8 protein-coding genes and 1 pseudogene are annotated in these 12835 nt (G+C 75.9%); 4 read left to right on the plus strand and 5 right to left on the minus strand.

The annotated features are described in order from the left end of the window. Window positions 1–97: 97 nt before the first annotated feature. Window positions 98–2464 carry a (Fe-S)-binding protein gene (locus Cpa01nite_RS06695; protein ID WP_203667963.1) on the plus strand — a complete coding sequence of 789 codons (2367 nt, stop codon included), beginning with the start codon at window positions 98–100 and terminating at the stop codon, window positions 2462–2464. 208 nt (window positions 2465–2672) lie between these two features. Here Cpa01nite_RS06695 and Cpa01nite_RS06700 read toward each other — a convergent pair whose 3' ends face one another. Then, entirely contained in the window at window positions 2673–2840 is a 168-nt protein-coding gene (locus tag Cpa01nite_RS06700) for a hypothetical protein (RefSeq protein ID WP_203667964.1), read from the minus strand. A 90-nt stretch (window positions 2841–2930) separates the two neighbouring features. Beyond that, window positions 2931–4481, minus strand: coding sequence for an MFS transporter (locus tag Cpa01nite_RS06705; RefSeq protein WP_203667965.1), 1551 nt, complete (start codon window positions 4479–4481; stop codon window positions 2931–2933). Between the two features lie 80 nt (window positions 4482–4561). Between Cpa01nite_RS06705 and Cpa01nite_RS18840 the strand changes: the two genes are divergently transcribed. The 3 genes and pseudogenes from Cpa01nite_RS18840 (at window position 4562) to Cpa01nite_RS18555 (ending at window position 9059) form a co-directional block, all read left to right on the plus strand. Then, complete coding sequence (locus tag Cpa01nite_RS18840; protein WP_203667966.1) at window positions 4562–5077, plus strand: TetR family transcriptional regulator; 516 nt, start codon at window positions 4562–4564, stop codon at window positions 5075–5077. A gap of 484 nt (window positions 5078–5561) precedes the next feature. Continuing rightward, window positions 5562–8297 (plus strand): annotated as a pseudogene (locus Cpa01nite_RS06715) (cation-translocating P-type ATPase); the annotation flags it as partial. Window positions 8298–8360: 63 nt separating this feature from the next. Continuing rightward, a complete protein-coding gene (locus tag Cpa01nite_RS18555) occupies window positions 8361–9059 on the plus strand; it encodes a type II toxin-antitoxin system Phd/YefM family antitoxin (protein ID WP_373307347.1) in 699 nt (232 codons plus the stop codon). A 22-nt stretch (window positions 9060–9081) separates the two neighbouring features. Here the strand turns inward: Cpa01nite_RS18555 and Cpa01nite_RS06720 are convergent, their stop codons facing one another. The 3 genes from Cpa01nite_RS06720 to Cpa01nite_RS06730 all read right to left on the minus strand — a co-directional run bounded on the left by Cpa01nite_RS06720 (window position 9082) and on the right by Cpa01nite_RS06730 (window position 12759). Further along, window positions 9082–9882, minus strand: a complete 801-nt coding sequence (locus Cpa01nite_RS06720) for an SDR family NAD(P)-dependent oxidoreductase (RefSeq protein ID WP_203667968.1) — start codon at window positions 9880–9882, stop codon at window positions 9082–9084. 77 nt (window positions 9883–9959) lie between these two features. Further along, a complete protein-coding gene (locus tag Cpa01nite_RS06725) occupies window positions 9960–11702 on the minus strand; it encodes a glycoside hydrolase family 15 protein (RefSeq protein ID WP_239068592.1) in 1743 nt (580 codons plus the stop codon). Window positions 11703–11865: 163 nt separating this feature from the next. Further along, window positions 11866–12759: an SDR family oxidoreductase gene (locus Cpa01nite_RS06730; RefSeq protein WP_203667970.1), complete on the minus strand. Its 894-nt coding sequence runs from the start codon at window positions 12757–12759 to the stop codon at window positions 11866–11868. Between the last annotated feature and the right edge of the window lie 76 nt (window positions 12760–12835).

Raw genomic sequence — 12835 nt, forward strand, 5'->3', positions numbered from 1 at the left:
AAGTGATGGCCCACCGCGACCTGGCCGCACGACCCCGGGGACCCCACCCGGGACGTCCGGTCGCGGGCCCGGGACGCCCGGCGGCTAGCGTGATCACGTGGACGTCCTGCGCGTGACCTGCCTCGTCGTGGTGCTCGTCGCCACCGCCGTCGGGGTCGCGACGTTCGCTCTCGGCGCACGCCGGCTCACCCGCACGATCCGGGTCGGCCGCCCGGCGCCGGGCCGGCTGGGACCGGTCGGCAGGCGGGCGTGGCTGGTCGTCCGGGAGATGCTCGGGCACGGCCGGTTCCAGCACACCCCGGTGGTCCGGGCGGCGCACTGGGTCGTCATGGTGTCGTTCCCGGTCCTGCTCCTCACGCTGGTCGCCGGGTACGCGCAGGTCGTCGACCCGCGGTGGACGCTGCCGGTCCTCGGGCACCTGGCGCCGTGGGCGTGGCTGACGGAGGGGATCGCCTGGCTGTCGCTCGCGGGGATCCTCGCGCTGATCGCGGTGCGGGTGCGGCGGACGCCACGGGGGCTGCCGGGATCGGCTGCCCGGGCGATCGCGGTGGCGGGCGCGGGAACCGGGGACGGGTCGGGGCCGGACGCGGACCCCGGGGCGCTGCCGCAGCGGCGGTCGCGGTTCTTCGGGTCGTCGACCGCGCAGGCCGTCGTCGTCGAGGCGACGGTGCTGCTGGTGGTGCTGGCGGTGCTGCTGCTGCGCGGGCTGGAGCACGAGCTCGCGGCGCGCGACGGGTCGGCCCTCGCGAGCGCCTGGCAGTTCCCGACGACGGCGTGGATCGGCGACCTGTGGTCCGGGGCGTCGACGGGGGCGGTCGAGGCGGCCGTCGTCGTCTGCGCGACCGTGAAGATCCTGGTGTCGATGGCGTGGTTCGTCGTGGTCGGGCTGCAGCCGACGATGGGCGTCGCGTGGCACCGGTTCCTCGCGGTGCTCAACGTGTACGCGCGCCGGTCGGTCGACGGCGCGCCGGCGCTCGGGCCGCTGGAGCCGGTGCGGGTCGGCGACCGGGACCTCGACGTCGCCGCGCTGGAGGACCTGCCGGACGACGCGCGGCTGGGCGTGCGGGCGGTCGAGGACCTGACCTGGAAGCAGCTGCTCGACGTGTCGACCTGCACGGAGTGCGGGCGGTGCCAGGACCAGTGCCCCGCGTGGGCGACCGGCAAGCCGCTGTCCCCCAAGCTCGTCACGCTCGCCCTCCGGGACCACGCCGCGGCGACCGCGCCGTACCTGCGGGCCGCGCGGTGCGGCGCCGAGGTCGAGCCGGGCCACGTGGACGTGGACCTGGTGGCCTCCGGCGTGATCGACGCGGACGCGCTGTGGGCGTGCACCACCTGCGGCGCCTGCGTCCAGCAGTGCCCGGTCGACATCGAGCACGTGGACACGATCGTCGACATCCGGCGGTACCAGACGCTGATGGAGTCGGCGTTCCCCGCCGAGCTCGGCGGGACGTTCACGAAGCTCGAGCGACGGGGCAACCCGTGGGGGCTGCCGGCGCGGCAGCGGCTCGACTGGGCGAAGGACCTGCCGTTCGACGTGCCGGTCGTCGGCGCGGACGTCGCCTCGGCCGCCGAGGTGGACTACCTGTTCTGGGTCGGCTGCGCGGGGGCCTACGAGGAGAAGGCGCGGCGGACCACCCGCGCCGTGGCCGAGCTCCTGCACACCGCCGGCGTCTCGTTCGCCGTGCTCGGCGACGGCGAGGGCTGCACCGGCGACCCGGCCCGGCGCGCGGGCAACGAGGTGCTCTACCAGATGCTCGCGTCCGCCAACGTCGAGTCGCTCACCGCCGCGGAGGCGCGCGCGGTGGTCGTCACCTGCGCGCACTGCTTCAACACGCTGGCGCGGGAGTACCCGCAGCTCGGCGGGCGGTACGACGTCGTGCACCACACGGAGCTGCTCGACCGGCTGGTCGGCGAGGGGCGGCTGACGCCGGTCGCGGCCCCGGGCGCGGCGCCGCAGCGGGTGACCTACCACGACCCCTGCTACCTCGGCCGGCACAACGAGGTCTACGAGCCGCCGCGGGAGCTGCTGGGCGCGCTGCCCGGCGTCGAGGCCGTCGAGATGCCGCGCAGCCGGGAGCGGTCGTTCTGCTGCGGGGCCGGTGGGGCGCGCATGTGGGTCGAGGAGTCGATCGGGACCCGGATCGGCACCGCGCGGGCCGAGGAGGCGATCGCGACGGGCGCCGACGTCGTGGCGACGGCGTGCCCCTACTGCACGGTGATGCTGACGGACGGCGTCGCGGCGGCCGGCGCGGCAGGGCAGGGCGCGGGCGCAGCGGCCGGCGCGCCGGGGTCGGGCGGCGGGCCGGGGTCGGGCGGCGTCGCGGGCGGGGGCGCGCCGGGGTCGGGCGGCGTCGCGGGCGGGGGCGCGCCGGGGTCGGGCGGCGTCGACCGCGCGTCGGTCGGCGTCCCGGAGGTCACCGACATCGCCCTGCTCCTCCTGGACCGCGTCCGCGCCGCCCGCTGACGCACAGCGCTCGCAGCCGCAGTCCCGCTCCGCCCCCGCCGTCGCTCCTGCCTCCCTCGCGTCGAGGTTGCAGAAGGTGCGGGGTTCCGGCGGATCGAACCCCGCACCTTCTGCAACCTCGGCGGCCTGGCGCGCGGCGCGGGCGCGGCGGAGCGGGCGCGGGGCGCAGGCGCGGCGGGGCGGGGCGGGGCGGGCGCGGCGGCGCGGGTCAGCGCGCGGCGGAGCGGCGGGCGCGCAGCGCGCGGACCGCGACGACCACCCCCGTCAGCACCAGCAGCACGCCGATGCCCTGCAGCCCCGGGGAGTCGTCCGCCTCGCCGGCGACGACGGCGAACGCCCCCGCCACGACGGCCAGCACCGCGAGCACGTAGGACATGGGGACCTCCGACAGGGCTGATCGCACGGCCCGGGCGGCCGTGCGCCATCGACTGTCGACCGTCATCTATCGAAAGTCAATAGATGGCGCTCACTCGGCGGTCGCGCGGCGCAGCGTCACGAACGACACGAGCGCCGCGCCGACCGCCACGACCGCGCCCACGGCTGCCGCGTGCTGCGTCCCGGCGTCGAACGCCAGGCGCGCCGACTCGAGCAGCGCCTCGCCGGTGCCGCCGCCGACCTCGCCGGCCACCCGGGACGCGCCGCCGAGGGTCTCCCCCGCGGCGTGCACCTGGTCGGCCGTGAGCGACCCGGGCAGCGCGACCCGGGCCCGGTACGTCGCGTTCAGCACCGAGCCGAGGATCGCGACGCCCAGCGTGGTGCCGAGCTCGTACGCGGTCTCGGAGATCGCGGACGCGGCACCGGCCTTCTCCGGCGGGACCGCCGTGGTGATCTGGTCGTTCGTCAACGTCTCGGCCAGGCCGACGCCGAGCCCCATGATCACGAACGTCACCGCGACCGTCACCGGCGTCGGCACGTCGCCGACCAGGGTCAGCACGCCGTACCCGACCGCCGCGAGCAGGAAGCTCGACCCGATGAGCACGCCGGGCCGCACGTACCGCACCGCGCGCACCGCGAGCAGGCCCGCGGCGACGGACGCGACCAGCCCGGGCAGCAGCACGAACCCCGCGTCCATCGGGCTGAGCCCCGCGGCGAGCTGCAGGAACTGCGACACGATCACGAGCAGCCCGGAGAACCCGAGCACCGACAGCAGGTTGGCGGAGACGGCGCCGGAGAAGACGGGGTTCGCGAACAGCCGGACGTCGAGCATCGGGGACGCGAGCCGGCGCTGCCGGCGGACGAACGCCCAGCCGGCGACCAGACCCACGACCACGGCGGTGCCCGTCGTGGCCGTCAGCCCGTGCTCGCCCGTCGCGATGATCGCGTAGACGAGCGGCAGCATCGTCGCGAGCGCGAGCACGCTGCTCCACGGGTCGAGCGGGCCCGGCGCGGGGTCCTTGGACTCGGGCACGAGCGCCGCGGCGAGCGGCAGCAGGACCAGCAGCACCGGCACGTTGAGCAGGAACACCGAGCCCCACCAGAAGTGGGTGAGCAGCGCGCCGCCGACGATCGGGCCGAGCGCGGCGCCGCCCGCGAAACCGGACGCCCAGATCGCGATCGCGAGCCGCCGCTGCCGGCGGTCGAGGAACACGTTGCGGATCAGCGACAGCGTCGACGGCATCAGCGTCGCGCCGAACAGGCCGAGCGCGGCGCGCGCGGCGATCAGCAGGGCGGGGCTGGTCGCCCACGCGGCGAGCAGCGACACGAGCGCGAACCCGGTGGCGCCGATCATCAGCAGGCGCTTGCGCCCGACCCGGTCGCCGAGGCTGCCCATCGGGACCAGGAGGCCCGCGAGCACGAGCGGGTACGCGTCGACGATCCACAGCAGCTCCGACCCGGAGGCGCCCAGCGCGGCGGTGATCGACGGCAGCGCGAAGCTCAGCACCGTGTTGTCCACGGAGATGAGCAGCACCGGCAGCATGAGGACGGCCAGCACCGCCCAGGGGCGGACCGGGCGGCCGCGGTGCAGGAGAGCCGTCGGGGCGACGGGCGTGGGACCGGTGGTGACCGGGGCGGACATGACGACCTCGTTCGTTCGTGCGGACCGACGGAACTGTACCGTCCGGACGGTACAGCGTCGCGGCCGGTACGGTCATTCCCATGTCCGCGACCCGCGACCGCCTGCTCGACGCGTTCGAGGGCCTGCTGATCGCGCACGGGCCGCGGGCCGCCACGCTCGACGCCGTCGCCGCGGCGGCGGACGTGTCCAAGGGCGGGCTGCTCTACCACTTCCCCAGCAAGGCCGCGCTGGTCCAGGGCCAGCGGGAGCGGCTCGCCGAGCTGGGCGCGGCCGACGTCGCGGCCATGCGGGCGGCCCCGGAGGGCGCGAGCGACTACTACCTGCGCGAGTCGCAGCAGTCCGGCGGCCCGCTCGACCGCGCGCTGATCGCCTCGGCCCGGCTCGCCGAGGAGGCCGGCGGCGACGCCACGGCCGTGCTCGACGACCTGCGGCGGCACTGGTTCGAGGCGCTGGTCGAGGAGCTCGGCGACCCGGCCCTCGCCCACGTGGTGCAGCTGGTGGGCGACGGCATGTACTACAACGCGGTCACCGGCGTGCGGGACGACACCGCGCTCGCCGACGCCCGGGCCGTGCTCGGCCGGCTGCGCCGCGGCTGACCGCCGCACCACCCGGGCGGACGACCCCGCGCACGACGACGGCCCCGCGGCGGGTGCCGCGGGGCCGTCGGAAGCGGTGTGCCGCCCCGTGCGGAGGACACGGGGCGGGACGGGTCCGGCGCGTCAGATGCGGACGCGCCGGGGGTTGCTCACGCTCGTCCAGGCGATGTCGTCGAACTCGGTCTCGGACGCCTGCTGGTCGCTCGTGGTCATCTCCATGACTACCCCCCTTGATCCGTTCCGGAGTGCCATCTTGCGCAGCGCGGACGACACGCGCGAGCCCACCGGGTGAATTCCACGTAAAACGTGGCGAACGCGACTCATCCGGACCGCGCGTGGGACCCCGGTCCCGCAACTGGCCCGCGGCGGCCGTGGCATCACGCGCGCGACCGGCGCCGACGGCGTCCACGGGCCGGTCCGCGGCTCGGTGGACGGCGACGCGGCGTGCCACGATGACCCGGACGCCGATCGGTCAGGTGGTGACATGACGACCTCAGCCCTCACGACGCCCTCCCCCGCGGGCCCCGACGCCGCGGGCACGGGCCCCGGCGCCCGGCCCTACGCCGAGGCCCCCGCCGAGGTGCTCGCCGCGCTGGGCAGCGCGCCCGGCGGGCTGCACGACGCCGAGGCCGGACGACGGCTGGCGGAGCACGGGCCGAACCGGCTCCCCGCCCCGCAGCGGCAGAGCTGGCTGCGCCGGCTGCTCGGGCACTTCGACGACATCCTCATCTACATCCTGCTCGCGTCGGCCGTGCTCAAGGCCGTGCTGGGCGACTGGGTCGACTTCGCCGTGATCCTCGCGGTCGCCGTGATCAACGCGGCGGTCGGCTTCCTCCAGGAGGGGCAGGCGGAGAAGGCCCTCGACGGCATCCGCACGATGCTGTCGCTCGACGCGCAGGTGCGTCGCGACGGCGAGTGGCAGCAGGTCGACGCCGAGACGCTCGTCCCCGGTGACGTGGTGCGGGTGCGCTCCGGCGACCGGGTGCCCGCCGACGTGCGGCTGCTCGAGGCCACCAACCTCCAGGTCGAGGAGGCGGCGCTCACCGGCGAGTCCGTGCCCTCGGCCAAGCAGGTCGAGGCCGTCGGGTCGGACGCGGGGGTCGGCGACCGGGCGTCGATGCTGTTCTCCAGCACGATCGTGTCCGCCGGCACCGGCGTCGGCGTGGTCACCGCCACGGGCGCCGGCACGGAGATCGGCCGGATCCAGTCCCTGATCGCCGAGGTCGACCACCTGGAGACGCCGCTGTCGCGCAAGCTCGCGGCGTTCGGCAAGGCGCTGTCGCTGGGCATCCTCGCGATGGCCGCGCTCATGCTCGTCATCGGCCGCGTCATCCACCAGTGGGACGTGCCCGACCTCATCTCCGCCGCCATCGGGTTCGCGGTCGCCGCCGTCCCCGAGGGCCTCCCGGCGCTCGTCACGGTGACGCTCGCGCTCGGCGTGCAGCAGATGGCGCGGCGCAACGCCATCACCCGCAAGCTCACCGCCGTCGAGGCGCTGGGCGCCGTGACGACGATCTGCTCGGACAAGACCGGGACGCTCACCAAGAACGAGATGACGACCCGCACGGTCGTCACCGCCGCCGGCACCTACGACGTCGAGGGCCTCGGCTACGCACCCGAGGGCCGTGTCGTCCGCGACGGCAGGCGCGCGCCGCTCGAGACGCACCCCGACCTCGCCGCGCTGCTCGTCGCCGCGGCCTCCGCGAACGACGCCCGCGTCGTCCAGGACGGCGGTCAGTGGCGGGTCGTCGGCCAGCCGACCGAGGGCGCGATCACGACCCTGGCCCTCAAGGCCGGCGCCGACGTGCGCGAGGTCGAGCGGCTCGCCGCCCTGCCGTTCGAGTCGGCGACCAAGTACATGGCGACGCTCGACCGCGTCCCGGGCGCCGGCACCCGGATCCACGTGGTCGGCGCCCCCGACCGGCTGCTGGAGCGGTGCAGCCACCAGCGCGCGGCCGACGGCAGCACCGTCCCGCTCGACCTGGCCCGCTGGGAGGCCGTCATCGACGAGCTCGCCGGGCAGGGCCTGCGCACCCTCGCCGCCGCCGAGCGCCCGGTCGCCGACGGCACCACGGCGCTCGACGCGGACGACGTCGAGGGCGGGCTGGTCTTCCTCGGCCTGTTCGGCATCGTCGACCCGCCGCGGCCCGAGGCCGTGCAGGCGATCGCCGACTGCCACCGCGCCGGCATCCGGGTCAAGATGATCACCGGCGACCACGTCGGCACCGCCACCGCGATCGCCCGGGAGCTCGGCATCGCCCCGGCCGGCGGCGACGTGCAGGCGCTCACCGGGGCCGAGCTCGAGGCGATGAGCCAGGAGCAGCTGCGCAGCCGGGTCCGCGAGGTGGACGTCTACGCGCGGACGAGCCCCGAGCACAAGATCCGCATCGTCCGGGCGCTGCAGTCGCACGGCGAGGTCGTCGCGATGACCGGCGACGGCGTCAACGACGCCCCCGCGCTCACCCGGGCCGACGTCGGCATCGCGATGGGCATCAAGGGCACCGAGGCCACCAAGGAGGCCGCCGAGATCGTCCTCGCGGACGACAACTTCGCGACCATCGAGCGGGCGGTCGAGGAGGGGCGGCGGATCTACGACAACATCGCGAAGTCCGTCGTCTTCCTGCTGCCGACCAACGGCGCGCAGTCGCTGGTCATCCTGGTCGCGGTCCTGTTCGGGCTCACGCTGCCGCTGTCCCCGGTGCAGATCCTCTGGGTCAACCTCGTCACCGCCGTCACGCTGTCCCTCGCGCTCGCCTACGAGCCCGCCGAGCCGGGCGTGATGTCCCGGCCGCCGCGCGCGCCCGGCGGGTCGGTGATCTCGCGCCGGTCGCTGGTGCACGTGGTGATCGTGTCGCTGCTCATCGGCGGCGCGACGCTCGCGGTGTTCTTCATCGAGCGGGCGCGCGGCACCGACTACGACGTCGCGCAGACCACGGCCGTGACGATGCTGGCGCTCGGCCAGCTCGCGTACCTGTTCAACTGCCGGTTCCTGGGCGAGTCCAGCCTGACGCTGCGGGTGCTGCGCGGGAACCGCGTCGTGTGGATCGCGGCCGGCGTGCTGCTCGTGCTCCAGCTCGTGTTCACGTACGTGCCGTTCATGCACAGCTGGTTCGACTCCGCGCCGATCGGGCCGCGCGAGTGGGCGCTGACGCTCGGGTTCGCCGTCCTGGTGTTCCTGCTGGCCGAGGCGATGAAGGCGATCACGCGGACGCTGGACGCCCGGCGCGCCGCGGGCCGGGTCCCGGCGTCCGCCACGGCCACCCCGGGCGAGGGCGTGGGGGCCGTGCCGGTCGCCGGCGCGGTCACGCTCGACGACGCCGCCGCGCGACTGCCGGAGCTCGTGCGGGCCGTCGAGCACGGCGACGAGGTCACGCTCACCCGGGACGGCCGGCCCGTGGCCCGGATCGTCGCCGCGGCCGGCGCCGCCCGGCGGACCAGCGGGCGCGGGACCGCGGCCGGGGCGACCGTCGCCGCGAACGCGAGCACGACGGCGATCCAGCTCACGCCGCCGGCGGAGCCGGGTGCGGCGGCGGGCGACGCGGGCGGGTCGGACGCGGCGCCGGACACGGCGTCGGTCCCGTCGGCGGCCGTGCCGTCGGACGAGTCGTCGCTCGACCCGTCGGCCGCGTCGGCCGCGCCGTCGGACGAGTCGTCGGCCGCGTCGTCGCTCGCCGCGCCCGCGGCCCCGGACCCCGCCGCCGCGCAGCCCGCGGTGCCCCCGGCGCCTGAGCCGCCGACGGCACCGACCCGGGTCAGCACCCGAGCGACCGAGCCGGAGCCCGCACCGGCGGCGGCGGACGCGACGATCGTGCTCGACCCGGTCCCCGCGGCCGGCACGGCTCCCGCGCCCGGCCCGGCCTCGTCGGCCGCGGACCTCGCCGCCGAGGCCCCGGAGCGCCCCGCACCGCCCCGTCGGCGCTCGCGCCGCGAGGCCGCGGCCCCGACGGAGCCGCTCGGCACCGTCGACCGCGAGGACGGCTGACACCACGGTCGCCACCGCGGCGTCAGATCGTCGCGACCGAGCCCGAGTCGACCCGGTAGTTCGAGCCGTTGACGAAGCTCGCCCGCTCGGAGACCAGGAACGCGATCACGGCGGCGACCTCGTCGGCCTCGCCGCGCCGGCCGGCCGTGAGGAACGGGCGCTCCTCGTCCAGGAACGACGCGATCGCCTCGTCCCGGTCGGTGCCGCGCTCCTCGGCGCGCTTCTCCATCATCGCGTCGGTCATCGGCGTGGCGATGAACGCCGGCGACACCGCGTTCACCAGGACGCCCTCCGGGCCGTACGACTTCGACAGCCCCTTGGTCAGCGACAGCACGCCGGCCTTCGACGCGCAGTACGGCAGCTCGTCGACGTAGGGCTGGACGCCGTCCTCCGAGGCGAGCAGCACGATCCGCCCCCGTCCGGCCTCGCGCATCGGGCCGAGCACCGCCCGGACCACGCGCACCGCGGCCAGCAGGTCGACCTCGATCGTCCGCGCCCAGCCGGCGTCGTCGATCTCGTGGAACAGCCCCTGCGCGCCGGTCACGCCGGCGGCGTGCACGAGGATCTCCGGCGCGCCGAAGTGGTCGGTGGCGCGGGCGACGAGCGCGTCGACCTCGGCCGGCACGGTGAGGTCCGCCAGGACGGGCACGAGCCGGTCGGGCCCCGCGTCGAGGTCGGCGACCGCGGCCTCCAGCGCCGACGCGTCCTGGTCGGTCAGCACGACGCGCGCGCCCTCGGCGAGCAGCAGGCGCGCGGTCGCCAGTCCGATGCCGGAGTCGCCGCCGGTGACGAGCGCGACGCGGCCGGTGATGCCCAGGTCCATGTGTCCTCCTCGGGGTGCGGGTGCGGCGGCGCGCCGATCGGCGGCCGCCCGTGGTGCCACGGCGCGCGGCGGGGCGGTCAGCCCGCCGCGCCGGCGTCGCGCAGGGCCGGCGCCAGGGTGAGCGCGGCCTGCACGAGCGCCAGGTGGCTGAGGGCCTGCGGCAGGTTGCCGAGGAAGTCGCCCGTCGCCGGGTCGACCATCTCGGGCCACACGCCCACGTCGTTCGCGAGGTCGAGCAGCTCGGTCATCCACTGCTCCGCCTCGTCCGTCCGGCCCACCAGCGCGAGCGCGGCCACGCCCCAGAAGGCGCACGCGACGAACGCGCCCTCCTCCTCGGGCATGCCGGAGTAGCGGTGCAGCAGCGGCCCGGAGCCGAGCTCGGCGCGCAGCGCGTCGACGGTGCGGCTCATCCGGTCGCCGGTGTCGAAGCCGCTGCGCGCGTGCAGCAGCACCGAGGCGTCGAGCGCGTCCGAGCCGGGGTGCATGAGGTAGGCGCCGCGCTCCTCGGACCAGCAGTGCTCGTCGACCCAGCGGGCGATCCGGTCGGCCTCGGCGCGCCAGCGGTCCGGCTCGCCCGGGATCTGGCCGAGCTCGGCGAGGTGCACGGCGCACCGCAGCGCCTGCCAGCAGCCGAGCTTCGAGGACGTGTAGTGCCGTTCCTCGCGCAGCTCCCACATGCCGGCGTCGGGCCGGTGCCAGGCGTCCGCGGCCTCGTCGGCCACCCCGGCGAGCAGCCGCCCGGTCTCCGCGTCGAGCAGGTTCCCCGCGTCCACGTACCCGCGGACGACCGCCAGGATGTCGCCGTACACGCCGAGCTGCAGCTGCCCGTCGGCCCGGTTGCCCGTCACGACGGGGCCGACGCCGCGCCAGCCCGGCACGGGGTGCGCGTCGGGCGCGGTCGGGAGCGAGCCGTCGAGCCCGAAGAAGATCTGCACCCCGTGCTGCCGCAGCGTGCGCAGCGTCCAGGAGATCGCCGCGTGCACCTCCTCACGCAGCCCGAAGCCGAGCCACGCGTCGAGCGTGTACGCCGCGTCCCGCACCCACGCGTAGCGGTAGTCCCAGTTCTTGCCCCCGGCCCTCGACTCCGGCAGCGAGGTCGTCCCCGCGGCCGCGATCGCGCCGGTCGGCTCGTGCAGCAGGAGCTTGAGCGCGAGCGCGCTGCGCTGCACCGCCTTGCCCCACGGCCCGTCGTAGTGGAACTCCCGGGTCCAGGCCCGCCAGTTGTCGATCGTGCGGTCGATGCCCCGGTCGACGTCCTCGGGGTCGGGCAGCATCACGGGCTCGCGCTCGGTGCCGGCGACCGCCAGCAGGTGCCGGGAGCCGGGGGTCGCCTCGAACGCGCCCGCGCACGCCTGCCCGTCGTCGACGACCGTGGTCATCTCGCCGAGCGTCCGGACGGTGAGCGTCACGCCGTCGGCGCGCAGCACCGGCCCCTGGACGGTCCGCTGCACCCAGGGCGAGGCGGAGCCGAGCACCGTGCCCGGCGCGACCCGCCACGCCATCGGCACGGAGCCCGCCAGGCCCTCGACGCGCGCGGCGAGCTCGCTCCACGGCAGCCGCCCGGCGACGCCGGTGTTCATCGCCTGGGTGACGCGCGCCTGCCCGCCGTCGGTGTCGTACGTCGTGACCAGCACGTTCGTGCCGACGACGTACTGGCGGCGCAGCCGGAACGGCACGGTCGGCGCGAGCGCCACGAACCCGCCGCCGTCCGCGTCCAGGAGGGCGGCGAACACCGGCGGGGTGTCCAGGTCCGGGACCGGGAACCAGTCCACGCGGCCGTCGTCCGCCACGAGCGCCACGGTCCGGCCGTCGCCGAGCACGGCGTAGGACCGCAGGTCGGCGTAGCCGTCGGTGCGGGGGGTCGGGTCCCGCGGCTCCTCGGCCGCCGCGTGACCCGACCCCGCCGTGCGCGTGCCGGCGTCGCCGTCGAGGTTCTCCAGGCCCGGCTGCTCCGTCACGCGCGCACCTTCGCCCGGGGGAGCGTCACGGGGTCGGCATCCCCCCGTTGACGTTCAGCGTCTCGCCGCTGACGTAGCTCGACTCCTGCGAGGCGAGGTACACGTACGCCGGCGCGAGCTCGGCCGGCTGGCCGGCCCGCCCGTACGGCGTCTGCTGCCCGAACTCCGGCAGCGCCGACGGCGGCTGCCCGCCGGCGGTCTGCAGCGGGGTCCAGATCGGGCCGGGCGCGACGACGTTGACCCGGATGCCCTTGGGCGCGAGCTGGCCGGCGAGCACCTTGGAGATCGTGTTGATCGCGGCCTTGGTCGTCGCGTAGTCCACGAGGATCGGCGCCGGCTGGTACGCCTGGATCGACGAGGTCGTGATGATGCTCGAGCCCTTGGGCAGGTGCGGCACGGCCTCCTGGACCAGCCAGTACAGCGCGTACACGTTGGTCTTGAAGGTCTCGTCGAACGAGTCCGGCGTGAGCTCGGTGATGTCCTCGACGTACTGCTGGCGCCCGGCGATGATCGCGAGCGTGTCCAGCCCGCCGAGCTCGTCGAGCGCGGTGCGCACGAGCGACCGGGTGTACGCCTGGTCGACGACGTCGCCGGGCGCGAGCACGATCTTCCGGCCGGCGTCGCGGACGAGCTGCGCCACGTGGTCGGCGTCCTCCTGCTCCTCGGGCAGGTACGACAGCACGATGTCGGCGCCCTCGCGGGCGAACGCGATGGCGACGGCGCGGCCGATGCCGGAGTCGCCGCCGGTGATGATCGCCTTGCGGCCCTCGAGGCGGCCGGACCCGCGGTAGGTCTCCTGCCCGTGGTCCGCCTTCGGCGTCATGTCCGCGTCGAGGCCGGGGCCGTCCTGGCTCTGCTCCGGCGGCTCGGGCATCGGGTACTGCGCGATCGGGTCCTGGAACGTGTACTGGTCGGCCATGAGGCGTCCTTCCGTCCTGGGCGATGAGGTGCGAAAGAGGACGCCCGCCGGTGCAGTGACCGGCGGGCGTCGTCCC

It is taken from the genome of Cellulomonas pakistanensis (genome assembly GCF_016862755.1).
Lineage (GTDB): Bacteria > Actinomycetota > Actinomycetes > Actinomycetales > Cellulomonadaceae > Cellulomonas > Cellulomonas pakistanensis.

Coding starts and splice junctions, on each gene's coding strand:
- Cpa01nite_RS06700 (WP_203667964.1), bottom strand. CDS start 2,840: ATGTCCTACGTGCTCGCGGTGCTGGCCGTCGTGGCGGGGGCGTTCGCC.
- Cpa01nite_RS06705 (WP_203667965.1), bottom strand. CDS start 4,481: ATGTCCGCCCCGGTCACCACCGGTCCCACGCCCGTCGCCCCGACGGCT.
- Cpa01nite_RS18840 (WP_203667966.1), top strand. CDS start 4,562: ATGTCCGCGACCCGCGACCGCCTGCTCGACGCGTTCGAGGGCCTGCTG.
- Cpa01nite_RS06720 (WP_203667968.1), bottom strand. CDS start 9,882: ATGGACCTGGGCATCACCGGCCGCGTCGCGCTCGTCACCGGCGGCGAC.
- Cpa01nite_RS06730 (WP_203667970.1), bottom strand. CDS start 12,759: ATGGCCGACCAGTACACGTTCCAGGACCCGATCGCGCAGTACCCGATG.